A 26,094-nucleotide genomic window follows, 5' to 3' on the forward strand; every position below is an offset into this window, starting at 1 on the left:
CTTACAGCTCGAGGCTCGTGTCGGTGGCGGCGCAGGTGAGCTCTCCGTGCTTTACGCCGCGCAGCCCCAAGAGCTTGTCGGCGAGCTCGTAGACGCGCGATCCCTGGCCGCGCAGGGCAAGGATCTCAAGGCAGTTGCTATGGTCGAGATGCACGTGCATGGTCGAGACGATCTCGTGCGTGTAATCATGCTGGACTTCGTCGAGCTTGCGGGTGAGGTCCCCGGTGTGGTGGTCGTAGATCATGGTGAGCGAGCCGATCACCTGCGCCTCGGGCGTGCGGAGCTCGTCGCGCACGAGCGACGAGCGAATGAGGTCGCGGATGGCTTCGGACCGGTTGGCGGTGTCGCTGCGCCGGGAAATCTGCGCGTCGAAAGCCCTGAGAAGGTCCTCGGGCATGGCGATGGAGAACCTCACGAGGTCCCCTGCGTTGCAGGAGCCCATGTTCTACACCAGTCGAACGGAGCCGACGGAGTTGTGGTCCGCCTCGATAGCGTCCTCGTAACCATCGAGCGCCCGGCGCGCCTCGTCGAGCGCCTCCATGGCGGCCTCGAGCTTGCCCCCGATGCGCTCCATGTCGAAATTCTCCGTGGCGTGGAGCAGGCTGTGGCTCCAGTCGCGCGCAAGGGCGATGGCGTCGTCGACCTGCTTGACGCTCATGGCGAGCTGGCCCATGTTCATTCCCACGTCGTGCATGGTGCCTCCTTGGTGTGATGAGACGCCCTCGGCGTCTTCGCTGTGCTGATTGGGCCTAAGTGTACTACCTCATCGCACGGGCTTCTCGGCGGACCGTCAAGGCGGGCGGCAAAGTTTCGCGACGGGACCCTCGCGCGGCAGGCGGTTGGTGCAAGGCGGGCAGGTGCGAGCGGGCGAGCGTCCTATACAGCAAACGGCGACCCCGTGGGGCCGCCGTCAAGGAAGGGGGCAGATGTCGTTTGCCGGAGTGCCGGGGCGCGAACCTTGGCTCGGCGCTGGCGCTCGGGGGCATCGGGATGCTGGCCTACAGCGCCTTTTCAAGCTCTGCCATGAGACGGGCCTTCGGCATCGCACCGACGGTGCGCATGGCCTCTTTGCCGCCCTTGAGCATGACGAGCGTGGGGATGGACATGACGCCATACTTCATGGCGATGTCTTGGTTGTCATCAACGTTGCACTTGGCAACCTTGATCCTGCCGGCGAGGTCGTCGGCAAGCTCGTCGACGATCGGCGAGAGCGTGCGGCAGGGTCCGCACCAAGGTGCCCAGAAGTCAATGAGGACGGGGAGCTCTTCGGTGAGCAGGGAGTCGAACGTGGCTGCGTTGACTTCGGTGATGGTTGCCATGGTTCCTCCTATGGGTATCGGCAGTACCGGGAATGTCACTTCGGTGACGTTATACCCAACTCGACCCGGCGCTTGCACTGCTGCGGTGACCATTGTTCGCCCACAAGCGCTGCGGCCGCCCCGCCCCGCTCGCGGCGGCCAAGTCACGCCGCTCGCGGCGTGTCGATGTGTCCCGGCGTACAATGGCCACAACGAGAAGGGGGCCTACATGTATGTGACATCGCACGACAGGAGCGAGGCGATCGTGAGCGCGACCAGGCAAGAGCTAGAGAGCCTGGCAAAGCGTGGAGTCGTTGCCCAGGGAAACGCCTTTTCGTCGATCGTTCTCGTGAAAGGCGAGCTCAACGCCGACGAGCGCGCCGGCGGGTCTCTGCTGGCCGGTGCTGACGGGACCGCGTTGCGCGCCGCCCTCGAGCGCCTGGGATATGCGCCTGAGGATTTTTGCGGGCTGGCTGCCGTTGCGGGTGAGGCGGAGCCGGGCTTTGCCGCCGCCCCTCAGTTCGAGCTGCTCCCCGCAGAGGTGTTCCGCGAGGCTGTCGAGGCGCTCGATCCCGAGGCGGTCGTGCTGCTGGACGATGTCGCCGCGCATGCGATGCGCGAGGCCTACGCGGACGCCCTGGCCGTCATCGAGGACTTCAACGCGGCGATGCTCCAGCCGGGGCTGGTGGTGTCGGTGCTCGGTCGCCGGGTGCTTGCGCTTGATGGCTTCGAGGCGTCGCTGTCCGACCCGCGGGCAAAGCAGCGCATGTGGGCATATCTCAAGCAGCTGCCTCCCCAAGGTGCCCCCTACTAGCCTTGCTGCAAACGTCCCGCCACAGGCCTCGCACACGGCCTGGCACTGCTCGGGCTCGTGCCCACTCACGGAGGACAGTCTTTCGAGCACGCAGCCGTTTCCCTCGGGGGTTTGCGCTCGTGTCCGCACGCGACGGGCCGTTTCTGCCGGTCTGCGGTCAACGGCTCACATCGGCTCATGTCCAGCAACGCAATGCCCCATCTCATAGGTTCGCGTGTTCGGCGTCGCTGCTCCCTGTCGATGTCATGAACTGTCTTGTCAGCTGTCTTGTCAGCTGTCATTCCAGGTGCCATACTGTCACCCGTTGTCTTGCGGGCGGCAGGCGCCCGAAACGCAAGGACGGTGTCATATGGATGCATTGACTGATATGGGCGAGGAATCGCGCCGGGCTCCGGGGGAGGCGCCCGGCCTTTCTGACGAGCGTTGCCGCTCGCTGCTCTCCGAGCTGGATGGGCTCAAGCGGGCCTACGACGCGGTGGTGCTCGCCCATTACTACACGCGCCCCGAAGTCCAGCGGGCGGCGGACTACGTCGGCGACTCGTTTGCCCTGGCTCGGCTTGCCACGACGGTGCCGCAGCGCACGCTTGTGATCGCGGGGGTGTCGTTTATGGCGGAGAGCATGAAGCTCTTGAATCCCGACAAGCGCGTGCTCGTGCCCGATCCGTCGGCCGATTGCCCCATGGCCCACATGGTTTCGCGCGCAACGGTTCTCGAGGCGCGCGAGCGCTATGGCGACGACCTCGCCGTGGTCTGCTATGTCAACTCGACGGCGGAGATCAAGAGTTGGAGCGACGTGTGCGTGACCTCCTCCAACGCCGTGCGTATCGTCCGCGGGCTGTCCCAGCACCACGTGCTCTTTATTCCGGACGAGCATCTGGGCCGCTACGTCGCCCAGCAGGTGCCCGAGAAGCACGTGATCTTGAACGACGGCAGGTGTCCCTTCCACGCGCAGATCGGAGCCCGAGAGGTGCGCGACCTCATGCGCGCCCACCCAAATGCGCCGGTGCTCGCCCATCCCGAGTGCACCTCAGAGGTGCTCGAGCTCGCCGACGTGATCGGCTCCACGGCAGAGATCATCGAGGCGGCGCAGAACAGCGCGGCCCAAGAATTCATCGTCGTGACGATGTCGGGCGTCCAGGCGGAGCTCGAGCGCCGCTGCGCCCCGGGCAAGAAGTTCCACTTCACCTCGTCTTCCCGGTGCCCCGAGATGGACAAGGTGACGCTCGGCCAGGTGGTGGCGTGCCTGCGCGACGGCGTGGGCGAGGTCCCCATGCCGGCCCACGCCGACGCTGCGGCCGCCACGCTCGACCGCATGCTCGCGCTCGCGTCGAACAAGGGGTGAGGGAGATGGACAAGCGGGAGATGTCCTGCGACGTGGTCATCGTAGGCTGCGGCGCGGCGGGTCTCTACACGGCACTCTCGCTGCCGGAGGGGACGCGCACCGTCATGCTTTCAAAGGGGTCATTCGAGGAATGCGACTCCATGCTCGCCCAGGGCGGAATCTGCGTGCTTCCCGAGGCGGACGATTACGACGTCTATGTCGAGGACACCATGCGCGCGGGTCATTATGAGAATCGGCGCGAGAGCGTCGACGTCCTGCTGCGCTCTAGCAGGAGCGCCATCAACGACCTCGTCGCGCTCGGCGTCGACTTCGAGCGCGAGCAGGACGGCTCCCTGGCGTTCACGCGCGAGGGGGCGCATCGTCGCCCGCGCATCTGCTACCACGCCGACGTCACCGGCCGGGAGATCACCTCGAAGCTGCTCGAGCGCGTGCGCGAGCTTCCATGGGTGAGGATGTTCGAGCATCTTGCCTGCGCCGACTTGATTGACGAGGCGCCCGCTCCTGGCGAATCGGGCCCTGCCACGCCTGCTGCGTGCGGGGGCGTGGTCGCCGTGCCGGTCAGCGAGGAAGAGTCGACGCGCAAGGCCGATGAACTCGGCGGCGTTGCGTCCGACGCCGTGCGCATACGTGCGCGCGCCACCGTGCTGGCGACGGGCGGCATCGGCGGCCTGTACGAACGCTCGACCAACTTCCCTCAGCTGACGGGCGACGCCTGCTCGATCGCGGCGGCTCATGGCGCGCAGCTCGAGCACATGGATTACGTGCAGATACATCCGACAAGCCTCTACGAGGGCCCCGAAGCCTCAGGAAGGGCGTTTCTCATCTCCGAGTCCTGCCGCGGCGAGGGCGCTGTCTTGCTCAACCGCGCAGGCGAGCGGTTCTGCGACGAGCTCCAGCCGCGCGACGTGGTGACCGCGGCGATCTATCGCCAGATGGAGCTCGATGGCATGCCATACGTCCGCCTTTCTTTCGAGAACGTCCCCGACGACGTGATCCGGGGGCATTTCGCCAACATCTACCAGCATTGTCTCGAGGCGGGCTATGACATCTGCCGCGAGCCGATCCCCGTGGTGCCTGCCCAGCATTACTTTATGGGAGGCATCCACGTCGACCTTGATTCGGCGACGACGGTACCGGGGCTGTATGCCGTGGGCGAGACGAGCTGCACGGGTGTGCACGGAAAGAACCGCCTGGCAAGCAACAGCCTGCTCGAGGCGCTCGTGTTCTCGCGACGCGCCGCGTATAGGATCACGACGGGGGAGAGCCTTTCCGTCGAGCCGACGGGTGAGCCGCCGCTCGATGGCAGGCACCGGCCGTGCGGCGGGTACCGCTCGGGCATCGATGCCCTGGCGCGCGACGCGGTCGGTGACGACGTGGGGAAGCCGTCGGGCGAGGCGGAGGCGACGTACCCGGCTATCGACTTCGACGGGGCCGGCGGCGCCGTGGAAGTGCCGCCTGCGGCACGAAAGAAGGAGTGTGCCAGATGAATCCAGTGACGATGAAGCTCGTGGGGGACGACATCATCTTGCGGGCGTTGCAGGAAGACATCACATACGAGGACGTGAGCACCCAGGCGGTGTGTCCCGAGGCGCGCGCCGCCGAGGTGCAGCTGATCGCCAAGGCAGACGGCGTCATTGCGGGGCTCGACGTCTTCGCGCGCACCTTCGAGCTGCTCGACCCCTCTTCAGAGGTATGTCCTAAGGTGCATGATGGCGACGAGGTCAAAGCGGGGCAGCTGCTCGCCATGGTGCGGGGCGACGCGCGCGCCCTGCTTTCGGGTGAGCGCGTGGCGCTGAACTTCTTGCAGCGCATGAGCGGCATCGCGACCTATACGCGCCGCATGGCGTCCGCGCTTGACGGCACCGATACGGTGCTGGTCGACACGCGCAAGACGACGCCCGGCCTCAGGGTCTTCGAGCGCGAGGCGGTGCGTCTGGGCGGAGGGCAGAACCATCGCTTCAACCTCTCGACCGCCGTGATGCTCAAAGACAACCATATCGACGCTGCGGGCGGCGTCGGCGCGGCCGTGCGTGCGGCGCGGGAACGGGCGCCGTTCACCTGCATGGTCGAGGTGGAATGCGAAGGCATGGACATGGTGCGCGAGGCGCTTGAGGAGGGCGCGGATATCATCATGTTCGATAATATGGAGCACGACGAAATGGCGGCGGCGATCAAGCTGATTGCGGGTCGGGCGAAGACCGAGGTCTCGGGTAACGTGGACGCCGAGAACATTCGGGCCCTCGCCGACCTCGGGGTCGACTACATCTCATCGGGAGCGCTTACGCATTCGGCCCCGATCCTCGATGTGTCGCTCAAGCACCTGCGCATGCTGGACGCGTGAGCGTCGGCCTTCGGCGTCGCATGGTGAGGGAATGGTTCGTTGCGGGAGGTTGGGCACATGACAGGGGTCGAACGCAGGGACGTTATCCTGGGGGCGCTGCGTGCATCTGCCAAGCCGCTCTCGGGGGGCGCGCTCGCGCGGTCTGTCGGCGTGAGCCGGCAGGTCGTTGTGCAGGATGTCGCATTGCTGCGCGCGGACGGCCATGACATTGCGGCGACCAATCGCGGCTACGTGCTGCATGAGGGCGAGGAGACTTCACGCCCCGTACGCCTGTTCAAGGTTCTACACACCGCCGACGAGCTTGAAGACGAGCTGACCTGTGTGGTCGACTTGGGCGGCGAGGTGCTTGATGTGACGGTGAGCCATCGCGTGTACGGCAAGATCACGGCGCCGCTGCACGTGCGCAGCCGCCGAGACGTCGAGCGCTATCTCGAGGGGATCCGGACCGGCAAGAGCTCCCCACTCATGACCGTGACGAGCGGGTATCACTATCATCGCATCGCAGCGGATTCCACCGAGGTCCTCGACGAGGTCGAGGACGCCCTGCGCGCACGTGGCTATCTGGCGCCGGTGCTGCCTTATGAACGAGACGCCATGGTGCCGGCTGCTGCGCGGGGCGCTGCGTCTTCGTAGGGCGACGTGGCGCATGGCGGCGCGCCGATATGGGCTCGCTGTCTCGTGGGCAGGCCGTTTCACGCGGCGTTGACTTCAGGCGGCTTTCTCAAGCGTGTGGTCACGTTTTCGAGTGGCTTCTCAAACAAAAAGGGGCTCCCCGAGGGGAGCCCCAAAGTGCGTGATGGCGCGGGATGCTAGTCCTCGGCGATCTCGGTGATCGCGCCAGCCGGGCAAGACTCCTGGCAAACGCCGCAGGCGATGCAGGAATCCTCGTCGACTACGGTCGCGACGTCCTGGACCTCAAGAACGCCCTGGGGGCAGTCGTCAACGCAGACGCCACAGGCGATGCACTCATCGGCATCGATAACAGGATGTGCCATAGTTTCCTCCTCTGTTCGTGCCCGATGCCGTAGGCGATGTGACATCGAGTCGTGTGGCTTCAATATACCCCGAGACGACCTCATTGCAAGCCCTTGTGCCCACCTTTTCATACCGTTCGCCGAGTCAGCCGCGGTTTACCATCTGCGGTTATGCCGTTTGCGCAGCATAACAGGGCGATGGGGCGTGGACGTGCCTCCACTCCGCGTGTTACGCGCACCATCTCTGGTTGTGCGCCCTGGCGTGGGCCTCCGCGTCGTCTGGCATCGCCTTTTGAAGTGCTGCCTTCTCCGGTTAACTTCTGTTGCAGAACGGACGCCTTGGAGCCCGTGCGGGACGCGTCCGGTCGTCATGTAGGGGAGGTGCGATCGCTTCTGCGATTGCCGTGTTTGCGGTGCTCAGCGCCCGCGTTTTGTGCAGGCAAATAACCTGCATGTCCAGAAAACAAAAAATCTTATATGAAATGACTTAGATTTTGTATATCTTGGCGCTCAAGGGGATATGATAGAGAGCGAACAACGACAGACGTGCCGGGCGCGCGCGAAAGGAAGCCCGGCGGCGAAGGAAGGGATTATCCATGAGCAACAAGATTTTGGGTATCGACCTCGGTACCACCAACTCCGCCATGGCCGTGTTCGAGGGCGGCAATCCCACGGTCATCGTGAACGCCGAGGGCGACCGCACCACCCCGTCCGTGGTCGGATTCCGTGCCGACGGTGATCGCGTCGTGGGCAAGGCCGCCAAGAACCAGGCCGTGACCAACCCCAAGAACACCGTCTTCTCCATCAAGCGCTTCATGGGCCGCAAGTTCTCCGAGGTCTCCTCCGAGATCAAGACCGTCCCGTATGCCGTCAAGGAGGGCCAGGGCGGCCGCGCCGTCGCCAGCATCGACGGCCAGGACTTCACGCCTGAGCAGGTCAGCGCCATGATTCTCCAGAAGATGAAGACCGACGCCGAGAAGTACCTCGGCGAGACCGTCACCGACGCCGTCATCACCGTCCCGGCATACTTCAACGACGCCCAGCGCCAGGCAACCAAGGACGCCGGCAAGATCGCTGGCCTCAACGTGAAGCGTATCGTGAACGAGCCGACTGCGGCCGCCCTTGCCTACGGTCTCGACAAGCAGGGCGCTGACCAGCGCATCCTCGTCTTCGACCTGGGCGGCGGCACCTTCGACGTGTCGATCCTCGACCTTGCCGACGGCGTCTTCGAGGTGCTGTCCACCTCGGGCGACAACCACCTGGGCGGCGACGACTGGGACCAGCGCGTCATCGACTGGCTCGCTGACAAGTTCCAGGCCGACAACGGCATCGACCTGCGCAAGGACGCCATGGCGCTGCAGCGCCTGAAGGAGGCAGCCGAGAACGCCAAGAAGGAGCTCTCCGCCGCCCAGCAGGCCACCATCAACCTGCCTTTCATCACCGCTGACGCCACCGGCCCCAAGCACCTCGACTACACGCTGACCCGCACCGAGTTCGAGCGCATCACCCATGACCTGCTCGAGCGCTGCAAGGCCCCTGTGACCAACGCGCTGCGTGACGCCAATCTGCGCCTCTCCGACCTGACCGAGGTCATCCTCGTCGGCGGCTCCACCCGTATGCCCGCCGTCCAGGATCTCGTGAAGAAGATGACGGGCAAGCAGCCCAACATGTCCGTGAACCCGGACGAGGTCGTCGCCGCCGGCGCCGCCGTGCAGGGCGCGATCCTGTCTGGCGACGGCCCTTCGGACATCCTGCTGCTCGACGTGACCCCGCTGTCGCTCGGCGTCGAGACCATGGGCGGCATCATGACCAAGATGATCGACCGCAACACCACGATCCCGACCTCCAAGACCGAGATCTACTCCACGGCCGCCGACAACCAGACTTCCGTCGAGATCAACGTCCTGCAGGGCGAGCGCGAGCTGGCGCGCGACAACAAGTCGCTCGGTAAGTTCCAGCTCACCGGCATCCCGGCAGCCCGTCGCGGCGTGCCTCAGATCGAGGTCACCTTCGACATCGACGCCAACGGCATCGTGAAGGTTTCCGCCAAGGACAAGGGCACCGGCAAGGAGCAGCAGATCACCATCTCCGGCTCCACCGCCCTCTCCGACGAGGAAGTCGACCGCATGGTCAAGGACGCCGAGGCCCATGCCGAGGAGGACAAGCGTCAGAAGGAGGAGGTCGAGGTTCGCAACCAGACCGACAGCCTGTGCTACTCCACCGAGCAGACCCTGTCCGACCTGGGAGACAAGGTGCCCGGCGACGTGAAGAGCGACGCCGAGTCCGCGATCGCCGACGCCAAGAAGGCGCTCGACGGCACCGACGTCGATGCCATCAAGGCCGCCGGCGACAGGCTGCAGGAGGTTGCCTACAAGCTGGCGCAGATCGTCTACAGCGATGCCCAGCAGGCCACTGAGACCCCGTCCGGCAACGCCGACGACGACGTGGTCGATGCCGACTACGAGGTCGTCGACGACGATCAGGCGAAGTAATCATGCCCGCCCGGAATACTCGCACGGAGGCGGCCGCCGCTGCCGCCTCCGCTGACTCTGAGGAGAAGGACGTGAAGATTCCCGTAGAGGCCGCCGACGAGGCAACGGACGCGGCCCAGACCACAGACGACGTAAAGCCCGAGGTCGATGAAGCCCAGACGGTCGAGCAGGCCGAGCGCGAGCAGGCTTTGACCGAAGAGGAGATGATCGAGGCGGCCATCCGCGCAGGCGAAGAGGCGGCGGAGAACGATTTCAAGCTCAAGTATGAGCAGGCAGAGCAGAAGGCGGCGGACGCCCAGCGCGAGCTCGCCGGCGCGGTCGAGGCAAAAGAGGCCGCCGAGGGACGCGCTCGCGACGCGGTCGACCGCATGGCTCGCCTGCAGGCTGATTGGGAGAATTTCCGCCGCCGCACCGCTGCCGAGCGCCTCGCCGAGCAGAGCCGTGCGACCGAGAAGCTCGTGACCGCGCTGCTGCCCGTGCTCGACGACATGGAGCGCGCCATCGATCACGCTCGCTCGCAGGAGATGGACGAGGCGTTCTCGCAGTTCGTTGACGGCGTGGATGCGGTCCATACCAAGATGCTCGACGTGTTCTCGCATGAGGGCGTAGAGCCGATCGACCCCAAGGGCGAGGCTTTCGACCCGCTTGAGCATCAGGCCGTCGGTCGCGTGGAGGACGCCGAGCAGTACGATGAGACGGTGCACGACGTGTACCAGAAGGGTTACCGCATGGCAGACCGCGTGTTGCGCTCGGCCATGGTCACGGTGACCTACGGCGGCGCCAAGCGGCCCGCGCCTGAGGAGAAGGCCGAGGGCGAGGCGGAGCCAAAGGAAGCCCCCGCCGACGATTCGTCTGAGGCGACGCAGGAGTAACGCGAACGGGGCTCCGGGTCTTTCCCCGGGGCCCTTTTTAGGTTGAGCACATGCCGGCGAGGCGCGGCGCCGTGCGGCGCCTCGCACGGATTCGCCGCCCCCAAGGTGGCGAAATACTCAAGAGAGGAGGCAGGCGATGGCACAAAAGAACTTTTACGACGTCCTTGGCGTGAAGCGCGACGCCTCCGACAAGGAGATCAAGACGGCCTTCCGCAAGCTGGCGCAGAAGTATCATCCCGATGCGGGCGGCGACGAGCAGAAGTTCAAGGAGATCAGCGAGGCGTACGAGACGCTTTCCGATCCCAAGAAGCGCAAGGAGTACGACCAGCTGCTCATGTTCGGCGGCATGCCGGGCGCGGGCGGTCCGGGCGGCGCCTATACCTATGCGGGGGGCGCCGGCGCACCCGGCGGATGGAGCGATATCTTTAGCAGCATCTTCAACGGAGACGGGGCCTTTGGTTCTGACTGGGCGACGAATTTCGGCGGCATGGGCGGAGGCGCCCGCGCGGCGAGCCGGCCGCGCAAGGGCGGCGACCTGTCGCTCACCGTCGACGTCTCCGCCGAGGACGCGTTCCGCGGCGTGACCCACAAGGTCACCTACCGCATTCCCTCGACCGGCGAGCAGCAGACCATCACCGTCTCGGTGCCGGCTGGTGCCGTCGACGGCGGCAAGCTGCGCTACAAGCGTCGCGGCGAATACGGCATGAACGGCGGCGAGCGCGGCGATCTGGTGGTGACCACGCATGTGGCGGAGCATCCGCTGTTCAAGCGCAAAGGCGCCGACGTCCAGATGACGCTGCCCATCTCGGTGTACGAGGCGGCGCTGGGATGCCAGGTGGACGTTCCGACGCCAGGCGGCGCGACGGTGCGTCTTAAGGTGCCGGCGGGCACGCAGACCGGCAAGACCTTCCGCTTCAAGGACCTGGGAGCCCCCGACGTGAAGCGTCGCGGGCGCACAGGCGCGCTGCTGGTGACCGTCGAGGTCCGCGTGCCCACCCAGCTTTCGGTCGCCGAACAGGAGGCGTTCGAGAGGCTGCGCTCGGCGGACACGCGCGATTACCGAGCGAGCGTGGACCGCTATCGCGCGAAGGTATAGGCTAAGTTGGCGAGGCGGCTTGTCCCGCATGGGGCAGCCGCCTTGCGGCACGTGGGGGCGTCGTCTTCGGACGTCTGCCGCACCTCGGCAGGAGCCCCTCTTTGGGAAGAGTGAGGAGTTGGGTAGCGATGAGCCAGTCTGATCGGGACAAACCGCTCTATATGATCAGCGTTGCTGCAGAGCTGACGGGCATGCACCCGCAGACCCTGCGCGTCTATGAGTCCAAGGGTCTGGTGAACCCGAAGCGCTCGGGCGGCAACACCCGCCTGTACTCGCGCGCCGATATCGAGCGGCTCGAGCTCATCAACCAGCTTACGGACGAAGGCATCAACCTTGCCGGCGTGGTGCGCATCCTCGACATGAAGGAGCGCGCCGAGAAGCGCGACGCCGAGATGGAACAGCTCCGCGCCCGCGTACGCGAGCTTGAGGACGAAGTCCACGAGCTCAAGGTGCAAAAGAAGATCACCGCGCTTGTCCCGCGGGGCGGCTCTGCCGATCCAGAACAGGTGCTCCGAGGCCTGCTCGGTGGAGGCGGCCTGTAGGCAAGGCTTGACCTATGTAACGGTTGCTTTCACGTGGGGGCCGGCAGCGTATGCATGCTGCCGGCCCCCACGCCGTTACAGCACGTTGACGTCGCGGAGCTCGGCACGGTCGCCCACGCTGCGCGACACGGAATACTCGAATGCGGTGCCGTCGTCGAAAAAGCCGATCTGCTCCAGCTCGAGCAGGGGAGCGCCCGGCGCGGTTTGCAGGCGCTCGGCTTCCTCCTCGGTCGCCGCCACCGCGCGGATGATGCGGTGGAAGCTCGAGATCTTGTAGCCAAGGGTCTCTTGGATATAGCTATAGACCGACTTGTACAGCTGGCTCTTTTTGAGGCCTGGGATCAGGTCGAGCGGCATATAGGTGCTTTCGATGACGATGGGGTGCTCGTCGAGGCAGCGCACGCGGCAATGGTGGTAGGTGAAGTCGTCTGGCTGGATGCCCAGGTGGCGCGCCACCTTTTCGGGCGGGGTCACGATGGAGAAGTCATAGACCACAGAGGTGATCGCGCCCTCATCCTGATGCTCGACGGTAAAGCCGCGCGCACGGTCTGAGCGGGTGAAGCCCAGCGTTCGCGCATCGCCTTTGATGTAGGCGCCCGTTCCCCGAGGGTCGGACATGTCTTGAGAGCTCTTTACAAAGGTACCCGATCCGCGGCGGCTGGCGATGAGGCCCTTCTCGACCAAGATGTCGAAGGCGCGCTTCACCGTGATCTTGCTGACGTCATATATCTGGCAGAGTTCGACTACCGTGGGGAGCTTGTCGTTGGGTTTGAGGGAGCCGTCCTCTATGCTGCGTTGGATATCAGCAGCAATTGCTTGGTATTTCAACATGACAACCCCCTCTCCCATCGAGGCCTACAGATGCGCGGCGATACCGCCGGGTTCCAAAAGGCGCATAGGGCGACGCCCCGTGAACGGTAGCTTTTTGGGGATGAACGGCAGTCGAGGCAAACGTTCGCCGATTGTAGAAACACCCCGGCGGGGGAGTCTCTGCGAGTTGGTTACCATTTGCGCTGGTACAGCGCCTATCTCCATCCGCTAGCCTTATTATCTCCCAAAGTATGCCTGTTCTTACGCAAAAAGGTATATTCAAAAAAGAAATTAGAGCGCTATACTTTAGATAAAAGCGCGGTACATAAAACTAACTATCGCGCGAAGACATACCGGCGCACGCGGTGCGCGTGACAAGAACGGGAGGCGCCATGGCAGAGTTGACATTGCCCAAGGACTTCTTCTTCGGGGCGGCAATGTCCGGCCCGCAGACGGAGGGCGGCTGGAACGTCGGCGGCAAGCTGGAGAACCTGTGGGATACCTGGTCGATCGAGGATATCGACGCGTTCTATAACCGCGTGGGCTCCTATGTGGGCAACAACTTCATGCGCCTGTACAAAGAGGACCTTGCCCTGCTCAAGAGCCTCGGCATGAACAACTACCGCACCTCCATCCAGTGGAGCCGCCTGCTCGACCAGGACGGCAACATCAACCCCGAGGGCGCCGCGTGGTATCACGAGCTGTTCGCCGCCTCCAAGGAGGCTGGCCTCGAGGTCTTCGTGAACCTGTATCACTTCGATATGCCCACCTATCTCTTCCGCCGCGGCGGCTGGGAGAACCGCGAGGTGTGCGAGGCCTACGCAAACTACGCCTACAAGGCCTTCTGCGAGTTCGGCAAGGAGGTTCGCTGCTGGTTCACCTTCAACGAGCCCATCGTCGAGCCCGAGAACCGCTACTGGCATCCCATCTGGTATCCGCAGCATCACAGCTTCCAGGAGGCCTGCACCACCCAGTACAACATCTCGATCGCGCACGCGCTCGCCGTTGCCAAGTATCGCCAGGCCGTCTCCGAGGGCCGCATGCTCGACGACGCGCGCATCGGCATGATCTGCAACTTCAGCCCCTCCTACACCAAGGACGACCCCACGCCGGCCGACCTCGAGGCCCTGCGCATGAACGACGGCCTCACCAACCGCTGGTGGCTCGACCTCGTGACCAAGGGCCATCTGCCGCAGGACGTCATCGATACCCTTACCAACGACCTGGGCATCGTGCTGCCCATTCGCCCCTATGACGACGCCGTGCTCTCCGAGGGCGTGGTCGACTGGCTCGGCTGCAACTACTACCAGCCGAGCCGCGTCCAGGCGCCGAGCAAGAGCCACGACGAGTGGGGCAACCCGCTGTTCGCCGAGCCCTACATCTGGCCCGAGCGCGTCATGAACGAGAGCCGCGGCTGGGAGATCTATCCCAAGGGCATCTACGACTTCGGCATGAAGTGCAAGAAGGAGTACCCCGAGCTCGAGTGGTACGTCTCCGAGAACGGCATCGGCATCGAGCGCGAGTACCTCAACAAGGATCCCGAGACCCAGCAGGTGCAGGACGATTACCGCATCGACTTCGTGCGCGACCATCTCACCTGGATCGCCAAGGCCATCCAGGATGGCGCCAACTGCGTGGGATATCACTACTGGGGCCTCATCGATAACTGGTCCTGGTCCAACGCCTTCAAGAACCGGTACGGCTTCGTGGAGGTCGACCTCATGGAGAACTATGAGCGCCGTCCCAAGAAGTCGGCGGCCTGGCTCACCGAGGTCGCGACCTCGCACGTGGTGAAGTAGCCACCGCATTCGCCCTTTTAGGGAATGGGACGACGGCCTGTGGGGGGCCGTCGACCATCTGCCTGGCAGCGTCTCCGTTCGCTTTCTGCAGCGCCGCGGACAGGGGGCGGGGATGCCGCCGGGATAGCAAGGGGTGTGCCGCTTGGAAGGGGGCGCACTCGAGGTAGGCATGTTTTACGTAAGGAGTGGAAAACATGGCTAATGGACAGAGCTTCCTCGATAAGTTCGCGGAAGTATCCGCCAAGATCGGTAACCAGGTGCACCTACGCAGCCTGCGCGATGGCTTCGCCACCATCATGCCGGTCTTCATCCTCGCCGGTATCGCGGCACTGTTGAACAACGTGGTGTTCAAGGGTCTGTGGAGCACGGACCCGGCGAGCCTCGGCTTGTTCCCGAACGCCGACCTGCTGGCGACCGCCCAGTACTGGGGCAACGCGCTCTCGCAGGGTGCGCTCTCCATCTCGGCAATCCTGCTCTGCGGCATGGTCGGCTATAGCCTGGCCACCAACAAGCGCTTCGACAACCCCATTTCCTGCGTTGTCGTGTCGCTCGCGGTGTTCTTCATCATGATGCCGCAGTCCGTGACGGCGAGCCTCGCCGCCTCTTCTCCGCTGCTGACCGACGAGGTCACGACCGCTGAGGTGACGAGCGCCTTCATCACCAACTACACCGGCACCAACGGCATGTTCACGGCCATCATCATCGGCCTGCTCGCGCCGACGCTGTTCATCAAGGTCTCCAGCGTCGACCAGCTGCGCATCAAGATGCCCGAGGGCGTGCCCCCCGCGGTTGAGAAGTCCTTCAACGTCTTGATCCCGATGCTGATCTCCCTCGGCGCCTTCGGCCTCGTTTCGATGATCCTGTTCGCCGGCTTCCAGACCGACATCACCGCGCTCATCAACACCTGGATTCAGACCCCGCTGCGTGCCCTTACCACCAACCCCGCCGGCCTCGTGTTCATCTACTCGCTCGGCGTCTTCCTGTTCACCCTCGGTATTCACCAGTCCACGATCAACGGCGTGCTCGTTGAGCCCGTTCTCACCATCGTGCTCGTGGAGGCCATGGAGGTCTACACCACCGGCGGCATCGACGCGGTCATCGCTCGCCCCGACCTGTACCTCAACATGAACGTTATCAACGTGTACGCGCTCATGGGCGGCTCCGGCTGCACCCTGGCCCTGCTCATCGCTACGTTCATCTGGGGCAAGTGGCAGCCCTCCAAGGAGATCGCCAAGCTCGGCATTCTGCCCTCGATCTTCAACATCAACGAGCCTGTCATCTATGGTTACCCCATCGTCTTCAACATCCCGCTGATGGTCCCGTTCGTGCTCAACACCGCCCTCGGCATCCTGATCTCCTACGGCGCGACCGTGATCGGCCTGGTCAACCCGACCTGCATCCAGGTGCCCTGGACCACCCCGATCATCGCCTCCGGCTTCCTGTCCACCGGCGGCGACTGGCGCGCCGCTGTCCTGCAGGTCGTCCTGCTCGCCCTCTTCGTCGTCATCTACCTGCCGTTCATGAAGGCTTCCGAGACCGCTCAGCGCAAGCAGTTCGAGATGTCCGAGTAACGGGTTTATGCTGATAGCGTAACCCACGAGGGAATACCAACCGCTAGGTTGTTTGGGTGCGGTCGGACAACCGGCCGCACCCGGGGCGCCGCCCCGTCAAGCGTCGCGGCGCCGCAAAATCTCAGGGCGAGCGTCCCCATGGCCGTGCGCCCGCGTGCTAGGCCGGCAATCCCGGCCGGAAAGGACTCGAAATGAAGATCATGCTTTGCTGCAACGCCGGTATGTCCACGAGCCTTCTCGTCCAGAAGATGCAGAAGGAGGTCGCCGCTCGCGGTGAGGACACCGCCATCGAGGCTCGCCCCATGAATGAGGCCATGGATCACATCGGCGAGGCCGACATCATCCTGCTTGGCCCGCAGATCGGCTATGCCAAGGGTGACTTCGAGAAGGCCGTCGACGGCGCCAAGCCCGTCATGGTCATCCCCATGGCCGACTATGGCCGCATGAACGCCGCCAAGATCCTCGACGACGTCAAGGCTGCGCTGGCCTAAGGGTTCGTCTCCCACACCACGCACGCCCGAGCGGGCACCACGTCCGCAGGGCACCGAACACTGAGAAGGGCGGGACGCCGCTTTGCGTCCGGCATGGCGCGCCCAGCCCCTTTTGCTGCCGCAAGGAGGTATGTCCGATGGACGAGATGGAAGAGCTGCAGATGACCTGCTTCGAGATCATCGGGTATGTGGGCACTGCCAAGAGCTGCTACATCAACGCGATCGCGAAGGCCAAGGAGGGCGCGTTCGACGAGGCCGAGGCGCTCATCAAGGAAGGCGACGAGGCCTACAACGGCGGCCACGACGTGCACATGAAGCTGCTGCAGGCGGACGCCGCCGGCGAGCGCAACGGTGAGGCCCCCCTCATCCTGCTGCACGCCGAGGACCAGATGGCCGGCACCGAGACCTGCAAGCTCATGGCGCTCAACTTCATCGACACCTATCGTGAGCTGCTGGACCTCAAGGCCAAGCTGGCCTAAGGCCGATTGCGTCTGCGGGTGCCCGCCTCGGCGGGCGCCCGCGCGGGAGGGCGTTCGGGCGTTGCTCGTGCTTTCCCAGGTACCCCTTTGGGGTCGTGTTTCGCCCGGTGCGAGGGCAAAAACATTGGAACCGAATACGCACAGCACAGGAAGGGCATCGCCGGAGACGACGATGCCCTTTTTGAATACCATCGACCGAGGATCTGGGACCCGTGCCCCCACCACGGGCGACAGGTCCAAGGAGAAAGAGAGGATGACGACATGACCGATACCAAGCGCACCGTCAAGATCGCCACGATCGGCGGCGGCTCGAGCTATACCCCTGAGCTGGTCGAGGGCTTCATCAAGCGCTACGACGAGCTGCCGGTGCGCGAGCTGTGGCTTGTAGACGTTCCTGAGGGCGAGGAGAAGCTCAAGATCGTGGGCGGCCTTGCCCAGCGCATGGTCAAGGCTGCCGGACTGCCCATGGAGGTGCATCTCACCCTTGACCGTCGCGAGGCGCTCGCCGGTGCCGACTTTGTCACCACGCAGTTCCGCGTGGGCCAGCTCGACGCCCGCATCAAGGACGAGCGCATCGCCCTCAAGCACGGCCTTATCGGCCAGGAGACCAACGGCGCCGCCGGCATGTTCAAGGCGCTGCGCACCATTCCGGTGATCTTCGACATCATTCGCGACATGCAGGAGCTGTGCCCCGACGCGTGGCTCGTCAACTTCACCAACCCGGTGGGCATCGTGACCGAGGCGGTGCTGCGCTACACGGACTGGGACAAGATCATCGGCCTGTGCAACTGCCCCATCTCGATGCGCTTCGGCATCGCCAAGTGGATGGACGTCGACCCCGACCGCGTGCGCATGGAGCTCTCCGGCCTCAACCATCACTTCTTCGTGACCGACGTGTTCATCGACGGCAAGAGCTGCTTCGATGAGGTGCTCGAGCGCTACTGCGAGCTTCCTGTCGAGGAGCTGGGAACCATGAAGAACATCATGGCCATCCCGTGGTCCAACCGCCTCATCCGCGGCCTGCATGCCATTCCAGTGTCGTACCTGAACTACTACTTCTCCACGCGCGAGGAGCTCAAGCAGCTCACGGCCGACTACGAGGCCCATGGCGTGCGCGCCGAGGTGGTCAAGCAGGTCGAGGCCGAGCTCTTCGACCTGTACAAGGACGCCGAGCTGCACGTGAAGCCCAAGCAGCTCGAGGAGCGCGGCGGCGCCCATTACTCCGACGCGGCGTGCTCCGTGATCGATTCCATCTACAACGACCGCGGCGATATCCAGTATGTCGACGTGCGCAACCGCGGCGCGGTGAGCAGCCTGCCCGAGGAGAGCGCCATCGAGTGCGCCGCCGTCATCACCGCCGATGGGCCGAAGCCCATCGCGATCGGCGAGCTCCCCGTAGCAATCAACGGCACCATCCAGATGATCAAGACCTTCGAGCGCATGGTCGCCGAGGCTGCCGTGACCGGCAACAAGGACCTGGTGGTCGCCGCGCTCGTGGCCAACAAGCTCTGCGATTCGGATGCCGTGGCCAACGAGGTGGTCGACGAGCTCATGGAGGCCCACAAGGACTATCTGCCGCAGTTCTTTAACGCCGACGGCACGCCCAAGGACGAGCGCGAGGCCAAGGCGCTCACGTCCAAGGTCTGCGCCCTGGCGTAGCGCAGGCATCCGGCCGCACTCGCCCAAACGGGACGCGCCCGCTGCCGGCTTCGGCGGCGGGCGCGTTTGCGCGCGGTGCCGTTCGATTTGTCACATATGGTTAACATGCATTTCAAGCTTAAGCAAAAAGCTCAAAAAGATCGAAATGCGCCTCAAAGTTTTGGCGATGCCTGCCCGGGCTCGCGAAGCCTAGCCCCAGAGCTCGCGGATGCGCTGAAGAAAGACCTCTGCCGCGGGCGAGAAGGTCTGGTACCGCTTCCACGCGATGTGGATGTCCGCCGTGATCTCGGGCTGGAGGGGGCGAAATGCCAGGCCGCTTTCGGGCGAGGTGTCCACAATGCCCTCGAGGCTCACCACGTAGCCAATGCCGCGCCGTGCAAGCAGCGAGGCATTGTAGAGCAGGTTGTAGGTCGCCACCACGTCGAGGTCGGCGAGGTCGCGCTTGAGCCAGATCTGCATCTCGCGGCCCGCCTGCGCCGAGAAGACGAGCGGCTTGTCGACGAGGTCTCGGGGGTGGACGACCTCTTGCGAGGCAAGCGGGTCGTCTACGCGCATGAAGGCGCCCCAGCGGTCGCGAGCCGGCAGCTGCAGGCTCTCATATCGGTTGAGGTCGGCGTTGCCGATGAATACGCCAAAGTCGATGCGACCGGTTTCGAGGCGCTCTGAGACATCTGGCGCGTTGCCGCTATAGAGGGCAAAGCGCATGAGGGGATAGGTCGCCTGCAGCTCGGCGATGATGTCGGCGATCATGCCCATGGCGGGCGTCTCCCCGCCGCCGATGCGGACCTCGCCCGCGAGCGTGTCGGCAGAGAGGTGGAACTCCGCCTCGGTGCGCCCCACCAAATCGACGATCTCCTCGGCGCGCTTGCGCAGGCGCATGCCCGCCTCGGTAAGCTCGATATGCCTGCGTCCGCGGTCGAAGAGCTTGCACCCCAGCTCTTGCTCGAGGTCTTGCATCTGGCGCGAGAGCGACGGCTGCGAGAGGTGCAGGACCTGAGCGGCGCCCGAGATGGTGCCTTCGCGGGCGATCATGAGGAAGTATTGCAGGTGGCGGAGCTCCATGGAATTCGCCCTATCGCACGTAGTGTTCGAGGCACATGCTGATGAAGTCGCGCATCTCGATGCGGAAATCGATCTCGGGCCGCTCGATGCCGGCAAGCTCGAGCGCCTGGGCGATGAGGGGGTTGCGCCGGCAGCCGCTTACAAAGCCGACCGCGTGGTAGTACACCGCCATGAGCAGGCGGTCGACATCTTCCGACTTCATGTTCAAAATGCGCGGCAGGCGCTCCACCATGCGGTTGACGTGACCATAGTATGCGCGCTTGAACTCCGCCAGGCGCTCGACGGTGACGTTGGTCTCGATGATGGTGGAGAGGATGTCGCCGAGGCGGAAGTACTCTTGGTGGGCGTTGGCGATGCCGGCCCACACCTCTGCCACGGTGTCGGGTGCGAGTCCGCAGCCTTCGGGTAGCGCGGCGAGCAGCGCTTCAAAGTAGGAGTCCATTTCGTCGCCTGCAAGCAGCAGGAAGATCTCCTCCTTGGTGGTGACATATTTATATAAGTTGGCGCGCGACCATCCCAGCTCGTCCGCGATGGTGGTGAGCGTGACCTCGTGATAGGGGTGGGAGCGGAACTGCCGGCTCGCCGCCTGCTTGATCTCCGCGAGCCGCTGTTCCTTTTGCTCGGCGCTTCGCGCGCGAATGAATTCTGCCATAACACGTCCTCCGTAGATACGACAAAGATTATAAAGCAACTTATAAGAAAAATAAGAGAAAAGACGTTACTAAACTCTTTACAAGTTACGTGACGTTGCGTAATCTATAGGCAAGCAATAGAGCGTTTGCTCATGCGGATTGCCTGCGACCGATAGCCATCGCTGGCAGCCGCATGGGACGCCATTGCTCGACGTGGGCGGGCGTCAGATGGATACGTCGCTCAACTGCCGTGGCGCCCGCCCGCACCAACGCGAGAAAGGAATGCAATGCTCGGCAACTTCACCTATCACAACCCTACAAAGCTCTTGTTTGGCGAGGACGCCATGGACATGCTGGCAGATGAGCTGGCGGGCTATGGCCAGACGGTGCAGCTGGTCTACGGCGGCGGCTCCATCAAGCGCAACGGCATCTACGATCAGGTCACAGAGGCGCTCAAAGCGGCGGGCAAGACCGTGGTGGAAGACGCGGGCGTCATGCCTAATCCCACGATCGAGAAGCTGCGCGAAGGCGTCGCGATCGCGCGTGAGAACCATGTGGACTTCATCCTTGCCGTGGGCGGCGGCTCGGTCATCGACTATGCAAAGGGCGTCGCCGTCTCGGTGCATCTGCCCGAGGACACCGACCCTTGGCAGAAGTACTGGGTCGATTTTGACGAGCCTACCTGCGAGGTCGTGCCGGTGGGCGCCGTGCTCACCATGGTGGGAACGGGCTCTGAGATGAACTGCGGCTCGGTCACCACCAACCACGACGCCAAGATGAAGGTGGGCCACGTATTCTCGAATCCGGACGTATTTCCTAAGTTTGCGGTGCTCAACCCCCGGTTCACCTTCACGCTGCCGCGCTATCAGATGGTGGCGGGCATCTTCGACATCATGAACCACATCACCGAGCAGTACTTCTCCGGCACAGACGACAACACGAGCGACTATCTGTCCGAGGGCCTCATGTGCTCGCTCGTGCGCGCAAGCCGCATCGCCGTGCGCGACCCCGAGAACTACGAGGCGCGCTCCAACATCATGTGGTGCGCGACCTGGGCGCTCAATACGCTCGTCGCCTGCGGCAAGGCCACCGACTGGGAGGTCCATATGCTCGGCCAGGCCGTGGGTGCACATACCGATGCCACGCATGGTATGACGCTCTCAGCTGTGGCGCTGCCGTATTACCGCCTGGTCATGCCCTACGGCGTCGAGAAGTTCGCGCGCTTCGCAACCAACGTGTGGGGCGTGGACCCCGAGGGCAAGACGGCCGACCAGCTTGCGGCGGCGGGCCTGGACGCCATGGAGGCCTGGATGCGCGAGATCGGATGCGTCATGAGCATCTCCGAGCTTGGCGCTACCGAGGACATGCTTGAAGCCATTGCAGACAGCACGCTGGTTATGCAGGGCGGCTACCACGTGCTGAGCCGAAGCGAGATTCTCGAGGTGCTGCGCGAGAGCCTATAGGCGGCCCGCGCGGGCGTGCAGGCACTTGCCGGCAGCAGAGCAAGGATGTTGCCGGGGCGGGGTCAGGTCTCGTCCCGGCTTACATGAGAGGAGCAAGATATGGGCAAGGTATTGGTCGCGTATTTCTCGGCGAGCGGCGTGACGCGCCGCATTGCACGCGAGGTGGCAGAAGCGGTCGGGGCAGACCTCTTTGAGATCGAGCCCAAGCAACCCTATACGCGTGCGGACTTGAATTGGCAAAACAAGAGCAGTCGAAGCTCGATCGAGATGGCGGACGCCGCATGTCGACCGGCTCTGGCGACGCCGGTGCCCGATGTCTCGGGATACGATGCGATACTGCTGGGCTTTCCCATCTGGTGGTACGTGGAGCCTCGAATCGTTGACACGTTTATCGAGCAGGCGGGGCTTGCGGGCAAGACGGTGATTCCGTTTGCCACGTCAGGCGGAAGCGGCATCGGCGACGCCGAACGAAACCTCGCATCGTGCTATCCGGAGGTCTCTTGGAAGCGCGGCGCCCTGCTCAACGGCGACAACGCCGCGGCGTGGGCGCACGGCGCGGTGGCGTAGGGGGAGCTATGAGAGGTGTGACGAGAAGGACGTTTCTTGCCGGGGGAGCTGCCGCGCTGATGACGCTCGCCGCCGGATGTTCGGGCGGGCAAGACGAGCCTCAGGCGGATGCGCACGGCTCGGCGGCGACGGGCTCGTCTCAGATGGATGAGGCGGGCGGCGCTGTGCGGGAGGCATCGGACGCCTCGACGCTCGTCGTCTACTTTTCGGCGACGGGCAACACCGCCGGCATCGCGCAGGCGGTTGCCGGCCAGCTGGGCGCCGACACCTTTGCCATAGAGGCTTCCGTGCCATATACGGACGACGACCTGAACTACAACGATGATTCGAGCCGTACGAGCCAGGAGCGCGCCGATGCTCGTCCCGAGCTTGTCCAGGTGACGCCCGACGGCTGGGATGGCTACGACACCGTGCTGGTGGGCTATCCCATTTGGTGGGGCGAGGCGGCCTGGCCGCTCCGTACGTTTGCGGAAGGCAACAGCTTCGATGGAAAGACCGTGGTTCCCTTCTGTACCTCGGCGTCGTCGGGAATCGGGCGAAGCGGAGAGCTGCTTGCCGGGCTTGCCGGAGACGGAGAGTGGCAAGAGGGGGAGCGGTTCTCGGCAGGTGCTTCCGAAGAGGCGGCAAGCTGGGCAGCCGGACTTGGGTTGTAGCAAGGTGCGGCATATGAAATTACTGGCAATTGCTTCTCTCGGATGGCCTCTCTTGTCTGTGCGCTACGGCGGCGATGGCGAGCTCCCCACGCAGATCGGAAGATGAGGGAAGGGATGGCAATGAATATCGTCGTTCTGCAGGGAAGCCCAAACCAACATGGGTCGACCGCCATGCTGGTGGACGAGTTTTCGCGCGGGGCACGCTCGGCGGGCCACACGGTGGAGCGCATCGACGTATGCGGTCTCGCCGTGGGGCCATGTCGAGGCTGCGTTGTCTGCGGCTATGGCGCCAGGCCATGTGTCCAGCACGACGACATGGGTCGCGTCTTGGATGCGATTCTTGAGGCGGATATGCTGGTTCTGGCGACGCCTCTGTATTACTACGGCATGACGGCGCAGCTCAAGGCGGTGGTAGATCGATTCTGCTCGGAGAATTCGGCCATTTCGGCGCGACGCCTCAAGGCCGCTCTGCTTACGGTCGCATGGAATGCGGACGGGTGGACATTTGAGGCGTTGGTCTCGCACTACCAGACCCTCTGTCGCTACCTTGATATGACGGACTGCGGCATGGTGCTTGGCTATGGGTGCGGCACGCCCAGCATGACGCGCGCCACGCGCGCTCCTCGCGAGGCCTTTGAATTGGGCCGTTCGGTGTAGTCGAAATCTAACTGGGGTCGATGGCGTGTGTTGACGTGGCAGTCCATGCGTTGACGACATGGCCACCATGAAAAATGGGCATTGGACGCGAGAGGGCGCGGGGCGTTCAATACACATGAGGGCGCGATGCCGAAGGACGCTTCGGTTTCGGCAAGAAGAGAGGGTGATGGGCATGCAGCTGATAGAAGACCTGAAAACGACCGATCCCGAGAACGGCGCGCCGATCGAGATTTTAACGGGCTCGCCTGCATTGACGCGGCGGCGAAGGAACTCTAGGTGGCCCGCTTCGGAAGGCTGGGGACGGGTTCAATTCATCCACTTTTCCCGGCGACCCGCTTCGCATGCATGGGGAAGTTGCAGACCAAGGAGGAGATGCGCACATGGCTATTACGGTGAACCTGTATTACTCGGGCGAGAACGGAGCCGCCCGGGCCTTCGCCGAAGAGATGGAGTCCTCCGGTGTCGCGGCCGCCATCCGCGCCGAGGAGGGCAACGTTCGCTATCGGTACTTTCAGCCGCTCGATGATCCTGAGACGGTGCTGCTCATCGATGCGTGGCGCGACCAGGCGGCGCTCGACGCCCATCATGCATCGCCCATGATGGCGGAGCTCGCCAAGCTTCGCGATAAGTATGACCTGCACATGCAGGTCGAGCGCTATGTCACCGACGACGCCGGCGTCCCGCCCCAGGATGCGGCATTTATTCGCAAATAGCGCGTCTCCCCGCCTTCGCTCGGGCGGGGCCGCTCGACTCAACAGGGAGGGTCACATGGCAGATATGCAATATACTTCGCTGGGACATTCTGGAATCAAGGTTTCACGGCTCTGCCTTGGAGGCATGAGTTTCGGCGTGCCAGACCCGGCGCACCATCAGTGGACTATCGACCAGGATGCCACGCGCGAGGTCATCGCTCGCGCGCTTGAGCTTGGCGTGAACTTTATCGACACCGCAAACACCTATGCCGGCGGCACGAGCGAGGAGTTCATCGGACAGGCCCTGAGCGATCTTGGGGTGCGGCGCGACCAGGTGGTGCTTGCCAGCAAGGTGTTCTTCAACGAGGGCAACCTTTCACGCGAGGCCATCAACCGCGAGATCGACGGAACGCTTCGTCGCCTTGGAACGGACTACCTGGACCTCTACATCATCCATCGGTACGACTACAACACGCCTATCGAGGAAACCATGGAGGCGCTCGACGATCTGGTGCGCGCCGGAAAGGTGCGGGCGCTGGGGGCAAGCGCCATGTACGCCTACCAGCTGCACAACATGCAGGTGGTCGCCGAGCAAAACGGATGGACCACGTTCACATCCATGCAGAACCACTACAACCTGCTGTATCGCGAGGACGAGCGCGAGATGATTCCCGTGTGCCGCCAGTTCGACATGGCGCTCACGCCCTATAGCCCGCTCGCATCGGGCCACCTGTGCCGGCCCACGTGGGATTCGGATTCGCTGCGCAGCCGCACCGACCAGGTTATGGTGAACAAGTACGACGCGGCCCGCGAGAACGACATGCGGGTCGTGGCGCGCGTGGCCGAGGTCGCCGAAAAGCACGGCGTGCCGATGTCGCGCATAGCGATTGCCTGGCATTGGGCGCGCGGCGTGACGTCGCCGATCATCGGGTGCTCGAAGCCGGAGCGCGTGGATGACGCCGTTGCCGCGCTCGATATCGAGCTGTCGGCAGAGGAGCTCGCATACATGGAGGAGCCCTACATTGCGCATGAGCTGGTGGGGCCGCTTGCCCGTCCCGGCGAGAAGCCGCTTGCGGGGACCACGGTGCCGGTTAAGTAGCGGCCCGCAGGGCTGACGGGGAAGTGTCTCGACAGGAGACGTTTTGCATGCGGGCGCGTGGCTTTCGGGCCGTGTGCCCGCTCTCTATGTAGGCGAATGGGCTTGGATGCACGATTTTCTCAGTCATTCTTCAAATAGTGGCCGTTTTTGATACATACGAACGATTACGGTCGCCGATGTTTGCACGGGATAGCCTCGAAGAAGCATCTGGTTTGCGTATATGCAGTTTTCGAGCAAATAGGCATCGTTATATACGAAAAAAGTAAGTGTAGGAAAACTTTTGAATGTATATCAGCATGGTTGCATTGGGGTAATCGTTCGTATGTATCAAAAACGGCCAGAATTGCAGAAAACGAAGAGTATTACTGGCCAATATTGTGGGGGCGGGGCCCACATAGGCTGATTTCTACTCGGCAAAGCACATGGGGCTGCACCGAGGAGAGCGAGACGGACGAGTTCGAAAAATGAATAATATACTCCGTGGCGGTATGATGGCTGTGGGATGTGACATATACGCGAGTTTTCTCGTATTACCAGGGCTCGGGGGCGCATTTCCAGGGTAAACAGCAACGTTCGCAGCGCATTACAGTTCTCTATTGATGTAATCATAGTAAGTACAACGTGGAGAAAACGTGATGGACCTTCTGCCATAGGTGTAACTATTGACATTACAACGTGACCGCGGTGAA

27 protein-coding genes are annotated in these 26,094 nt (G+C 63.6%); 20 read left to right on the top strand and 7 right to left on the bottom strand.

Annotated features, from left to right (window positions below; genetic code table 11):
• Position 1 precedes the first annotated feature (1 nt).
• The 3 genes from nikR to trxA all read right to left on the bottom strand — a co-directional run bounded on the left by nikR (position 2) and on the right by trxA (position 1,319).
• The gene (nikR, locus tag H6A15_RS04990) at positions 2-442 is read right to left on the bottom strand and encodes a nickel-responsive transcriptional regulator NikR (RefSeq protein ID WP_204672657.1); all 441 of its coding nucleotides are present in this window, start codon (positions 440-442) and stop codon (positions 2-4) included.
• Positions 443-445: 3 nt separating this feature from the next.
• Entirely contained in the window at positions 446-694 is a 249-nt protein-coding gene (locus H6A15_RS04995) for a hypothetical protein (protein ID WP_204672658.1), read from the bottom strand.
• Positions 695-998: 304 nt separating this feature from the next.
• Complete coding sequence (gene trxA / locus H6A15_RS05000) at positions 999-1,319, bottom strand: thioredoxin (RefSeq protein WP_204672659.1); 321 nt, start codon at positions 1,317-1,319, stop codon at positions 999-1,001.
• 208 nt (positions 1,320-1,527) lie between these two features.
• Here trxA and H6A15_RS05005 point away from each other — a divergent pair, with 208 nt between their 5' ends.
• The 5 genes from H6A15_RS05005 (at position 1,528) to H6A15_RS05025 (ending at position 6,428) form a co-directional block, all read left to right on the top strand.
• Entirely contained in the window at positions 1,528-2,112 is a 585-nt protein-coding gene (locus tag H6A15_RS05005) for a hypothetical protein (RefSeq protein WP_204672660.1), read from the top strand.
• A gap of 349 nt (positions 2,113-2,461) precedes the next feature.
• Positions 2,462-3,454: a quinolinate synthase NadA gene (gene nadA / locus H6A15_RS05010; RefSeq protein WP_239462363.1), complete on the top strand. Its 993-nt coding sequence runs from the start codon at positions 2,462-2,464 to the stop codon at positions 3,452-3,454.
• A 5-nt stretch (positions 3,455-3,459) separates the two neighbouring features.
• Entirely contained in the window at positions 3,460-4,941 is a 1,482-nt protein-coding gene (locus H6A15_RS05015; protein WP_239462364.1) for an L-aspartate oxidase, read from the top strand.
• Entirely contained in the window at positions 4,938-5,795 is an 858-nt protein-coding gene (gene nadC, locus H6A15_RS05020) for a carboxylating nicotinate-nucleotide diphosphorylase (protein WP_204672661.1), read from the top strand. The genes H6A15_RS05015 and nadC overlap by 4 nt, the downstream gene beginning before the upstream one ends.
• Before the next feature lie 57 nt (positions 5,796-5,852).
• Entirely contained in the window at positions 5,853-6,428 is a 576-nt protein-coding gene (locus H6A15_RS05025; RefSeq protein ID WP_204672662.1) for a transcription repressor NadR, read from the top strand.
• 176 nt (positions 6,429-6,604) lie between these two features.
• Here H6A15_RS05025 and H6A15_RS05030 read toward each other — a convergent pair whose 3' ends face one another.
• Entirely contained in the window at positions 6,605-6,835 is a 231-nt protein-coding gene (locus H6A15_RS05030; RefSeq protein ID WP_143757918.1) for a 4Fe-4S binding protein, read from the bottom strand.
• Between the two features lie 530 nt (positions 6,836-7,365).
• Here H6A15_RS05030 and dnaK point away from each other — a divergent pair.
• The 4 genes from dnaK to H6A15_RS05050 all read left to right on the top strand — a co-directional run bounded on the left by dnaK (position 7,366) and on the right by H6A15_RS05050 (position 11,771).
• Positions 7,366-9,261, top strand: coding sequence for a molecular chaperone DnaK (gene dnaK, locus H6A15_RS05035; RefSeq protein WP_204672663.1), 1,896 nt, complete (start codon positions 7,366-7,368; stop codon positions 9,259-9,261).
• A gap of 71 nt (positions 9,262-9,332) precedes the next feature.
• Complete coding sequence (locus H6A15_RS05040; RefSeq protein WP_289545061.1) at positions 9,333-10,133, top strand: nucleotide exchange factor GrpE; 801 nt, start codon at positions 9,333-9,335, stop codon at positions 10,131-10,133.
• Between the two features lie 136 nt (positions 10,134-10,269).
• A complete protein-coding gene (locus H6A15_RS05045; protein ID WP_204672665.1) occupies positions 10,270-11,229 on the top strand; it encodes a DnaJ C-terminal domain-containing protein in 960 nt (319 codons plus the stop codon).
• A gap of 128 nt (positions 11,230-11,357) precedes the next feature.
• Complete coding sequence (locus tag H6A15_RS05050) at positions 11,358-11,771, top strand: heat shock protein transcriptional repressor HspR (protein WP_204672666.1); 414 nt, start codon at positions 11,358-11,360, stop codon at positions 11,769-11,771.
• A 75-nt stretch (positions 11,772-11,846) separates the two neighbouring features.
• Here the strand turns inward: H6A15_RS05050 and H6A15_RS05055 are convergent, their stop codons facing one another.
• Positions 11,847-12,602: a GntR family transcriptional regulator gene (locus tag H6A15_RS05055; protein ID WP_204672667.1), complete on the bottom strand. Its 756-nt coding sequence runs from the start codon at positions 12,600-12,602 to the stop codon at positions 11,847-11,849.
• A 371-nt stretch (positions 12,603-12,973) separates the two neighbouring features.
• Here H6A15_RS05055 and H6A15_RS05060 point away from each other — a divergent pair, with 371 nt between their 5' ends.
• The 5 genes from H6A15_RS05060 (at position 12,974) to H6A15_RS05080 (ending at position 18,580) form a co-directional block, all read left to right on the top strand.
• Entirely contained in the window at positions 12,974-14,380 is a 1,407-nt protein-coding gene (locus H6A15_RS05060; protein ID WP_204672668.1) for a glycoside hydrolase family 1 protein, read from the top strand.
• Between the two features lie 194 nt (positions 14,381-14,574).
• Entirely contained in the window at positions 14,575-15,951 is a 1,377-nt protein-coding gene (locus tag H6A15_RS05065; protein ID WP_204672669.1) for a PTS sugar transporter subunit IIC, read from the top strand.
• Positions 15,952-16,142: 191 nt separating this feature from the next.
• On the top strand, positions 16,143-16,442 hold the full coding sequence (locus H6A15_RS05070; protein ID WP_204672670.1) for a PTS sugar transporter subunit IIB: 300 nt from the start codon (positions 16,143-16,145) through the stop codon (positions 16,440-16,442).
• Between the two features lie 137 nt (positions 16,443-16,579).
• Entirely contained in the window at positions 16,580-16,921 is a 342-nt protein-coding gene (locus tag H6A15_RS05075) for a PTS lactose/cellobiose transporter subunit IIA (RefSeq protein WP_204672671.1), read from the top strand.
• A gap of 261 nt (positions 16,922-17,182) precedes the next feature.
• Complete coding sequence (locus tag H6A15_RS05080; protein ID WP_204672672.1) at positions 17,183-18,580, top strand: 6-phospho-beta-glucosidase; 1,398 nt, start codon at positions 17,183-17,185, stop codon at positions 18,578-18,580.
• Positions 18,581-18,769: 189 nt separating this feature from the next.
• Here H6A15_RS05080 and H6A15_RS05085 read toward each other — a convergent pair whose 3' ends face one another.
• A complete protein-coding gene (locus tag H6A15_RS05085; RefSeq protein ID WP_204672673.1) occupies positions 18,770-19,642 on the bottom strand; it encodes a LysR family transcriptional regulator in 873 nt (290 codons plus the stop codon).
• A gap of 10 nt (positions 19,643-19,652) precedes the next feature.
• Positions 19,653-20,294: a TetR family transcriptional regulator gene (locus tag H6A15_RS05090; RefSeq protein WP_204672674.1), complete on the bottom strand. Its 642-nt coding sequence runs from the start codon at positions 20,292-20,294 to the stop codon at positions 19,653-19,655.
• 267 nt (positions 20,295-20,561) lie between these two features.
• Here H6A15_RS05090 and H6A15_RS05095 point away from each other — a divergent pair, with 267 nt between their 5' ends.
• The 6 genes from H6A15_RS05095 to H6A15_RS05120 all read left to right on the top strand — a co-directional run bounded on the left by H6A15_RS05095 (position 20,562) and on the right by H6A15_RS05120 (position 25,405).
• Positions 20,562-21,737: an iron-containing alcohol dehydrogenase gene (locus H6A15_RS05095; protein WP_204672675.1), complete on the top strand. Its 1,176-nt coding sequence runs from the start codon at positions 20,562-20,564 to the stop codon at positions 21,735-21,737.
• A gap of 99 nt (positions 21,738-21,836) precedes the next feature.
• Complete coding sequence (locus tag H6A15_RS05100) at positions 21,837-22,304, top strand: flavodoxin (RefSeq protein ID WP_204672676.1); 468 nt, start codon at positions 21,837-21,839, stop codon at positions 22,302-22,304.
• A 17-nt stretch (positions 22,305-22,321) separates the two neighbouring features.
• Positions 22,322-22,957: a flavodoxin gene (locus H6A15_RS05105; protein ID WP_204672677.1), complete on the top strand. Its 636-nt coding sequence runs from the start codon at positions 22,322-22,324 to the stop codon at positions 22,955-22,957.
• A gap of 120 nt (positions 22,958-23,077) precedes the next feature.
• Positions 23,078-23,614 carry a flavodoxin family protein gene (locus H6A15_RS05110; RefSeq protein ID WP_204672678.1) on the top strand — a complete coding sequence of 179 codons (537 nt, stop codon included), beginning with the start codon at positions 23,078-23,080 and terminating at the stop codon, positions 23,612-23,614.
• 380 nt (positions 23,615-23,994) lie between these two features.
• Positions 23,995-24,327, top strand: a complete 333-nt coding sequence (locus tag H6A15_RS05115; RefSeq protein WP_204672679.1) for a putative quinol monooxygenase — start codon at positions 23,995-23,997, stop codon at positions 24,325-24,327.
• Between the two features lie 55 nt (positions 24,328-24,382).
• Complete coding sequence (locus tag H6A15_RS05120) at positions 24,383-25,405, top strand: aldo/keto reductase (RefSeq protein WP_239462365.1); 1,023 nt, start codon at positions 24,383-24,385, stop codon at positions 25,403-25,405.
• Positions 25,406-26,094: the final 689 nt, after the last annotated feature.

The organism is Enorma phocaeensis, from assembly GCF_016901575.1.
Taxonomy (GTDB): Bacteria; Actinomycetota; Coriobacteriia; order Coriobacteriales; family Coriobacteriaceae; genus Limicola; species Limicola phocaeensis_A.

Bases quoted from the DNA above. Each gene is read 5' to 3' on its own strand.
- H6A15_RS05065 (WP_204672669.1), top strand. From the start codon at position 14,575: ATGGCTAATGGACAGAGCTTCCTCGATAAGTTCGCGGAAGTATCCGCC.
- H6A15_RS05015 (WP_239462364.1), top strand. From the start codon at position 3,460: ATGGACAAGCGGGAGATGTCCTGCGACGTGGTCATCGTAGGCTGCGGC.
- H6A15_RS05055 (WP_204672667.1), bottom strand. From the start codon at position 12,602: ATGTTGAAATACCAAGCAATTGCTGCTGATATCCAACGCAGCATAGAG.
- H6A15_RS05090 (WP_204672674.1), bottom strand. From the start codon at position 20,294: ATGGCAGAATTCATTCGCGCGCGAAGCGCCGAGCAAAAGGAACAGCGG.
- H6A15_RS05070 (WP_204672670.1), top strand. From the start codon at position 16,143: ATGAAGATCATGCTTTGCTGCAACGCCGGTATGTCCACGAGCCTTCTC.
- H6A15_RS05005 (WP_204672660.1), top strand. From the start codon at position 1,528: ATGTATGTGACATCGCACGACAGGAGCGAGGCGATCGTGAGCGCGACC.
- nadA (WP_239462363.1), top strand. From the start codon at position 2,462: ATGGATGCATTGACTGATATGGGCGAGGAATCGCGCCGGGCTCCGGGG.
- H6A15_RS04995 (WP_204672658.1), bottom strand. From the start codon at position 694: ATGCACGACGTGGGAATGAACATGGGCCAGCTCGCCATGAGCGTCAAG.
- dnaK (WP_204672663.1), top strand. From the start codon at position 7,366: ATGAGCAACAAGATTTTGGGTATCGACCTCGGTACCACCAACTCCGCC.
- H6A15_RS05030 (WP_143757918.1), bottom strand. From the start codon at position 6,835: ATGTCACATCGCCTACGGCATCGGGCACGAACAGAGGAGGAAACTATG.
- nikR (WP_204672657.1), bottom strand. From the start codon at position 442: ATGGGCTCCTGCAACGCAGGGGACCTCGTGAGGTTCTCCATCGCCATG.
- H6A15_RS05025 (WP_204672662.1), top strand. From the start codon at position 5,853: ATGACAGGGGTCGAACGCAGGGACGTTATCCTGGGGGCGCTGCGTGCA.
- H6A15_RS05080 (WP_204672672.1), top strand. From the start codon at position 17,183: ATGACCGATACCAAGCGCACCGTCAAGATCGCCACGATCGGCGGCGGC.
- H6A15_RS05075 (WP_204672671.1), top strand. From the start codon at position 16,580: ATGGACGAGATGGAAGAGCTGCAGATGACCTGCTTCGAGATCATCGGG.
- H6A15_RS05060 (WP_204672668.1), top strand. From the start codon at position 12,974: ATGGCAGAGTTGACATTGCCCAAGGACTTCTTCTTCGGGGCGGCAATG.
- H6A15_RS05095 (WP_204672675.1), top strand. From the start codon at position 20,562: ATGCTCGGCAACTTCACCTATCACAACCCTACAAAGCTCTTGTTTGGC.
- H6A15_RS05045 (WP_204672665.1), top strand. From the start codon at position 10,270: ATGGCACAAAAGAACTTTTACGACGTCCTTGGCGTGAAGCGCGACGCC.
- H6A15_RS05085 (WP_204672673.1), bottom strand. From the start codon at position 19,642: ATGGAGCTCCGCCACCTGCAATACTTCCTCATGATCGCCCGCGAAGGC.
- H6A15_RS05115 (WP_204672679.1), top strand. From the start codon at position 23,995: ATGGCTATTACGGTGAACCTGTATTACTCGGGCGAGAACGGAGCCGCC.
- H6A15_RS05050 (WP_204672666.1), top strand. From the start codon at position 11,358: ATGAGCCAGTCTGATCGGGACAAACCGCTCTATATGATCAGCGTTGCT.
- H6A15_RS05120 (WP_239462365.1), top strand. From the start codon at position 24,383: ATGGCAGATATGCAATATACTTCGCTGGGACATTCTGGAATCAAGGTT.
- H6A15_RS05100 (WP_204672676.1), top strand. From the start codon at position 21,837: ATGGGCAAGGTATTGGTCGCGTATTTCTCGGCGAGCGGCGTGACGCGC.
- H6A15_RS05110 (WP_204672678.1), top strand. From the start codon at position 23,078: ATGAATATCGTCGTTCTGCAGGGAAGCCCAAACCAACATGGGTCGACC.
- trxA (WP_204672659.1), bottom strand. From the start codon at position 1,319: ATGGCAACCATCACCGAAGTCAACGCAGCCACGTTCGACTCCCTGCTC.
- nadC (WP_204672661.1), top strand. From the start codon at position 4,938: ATGAATCCAGTGACGATGAAGCTCGTGGGGGACGACATCATCTTGCGG.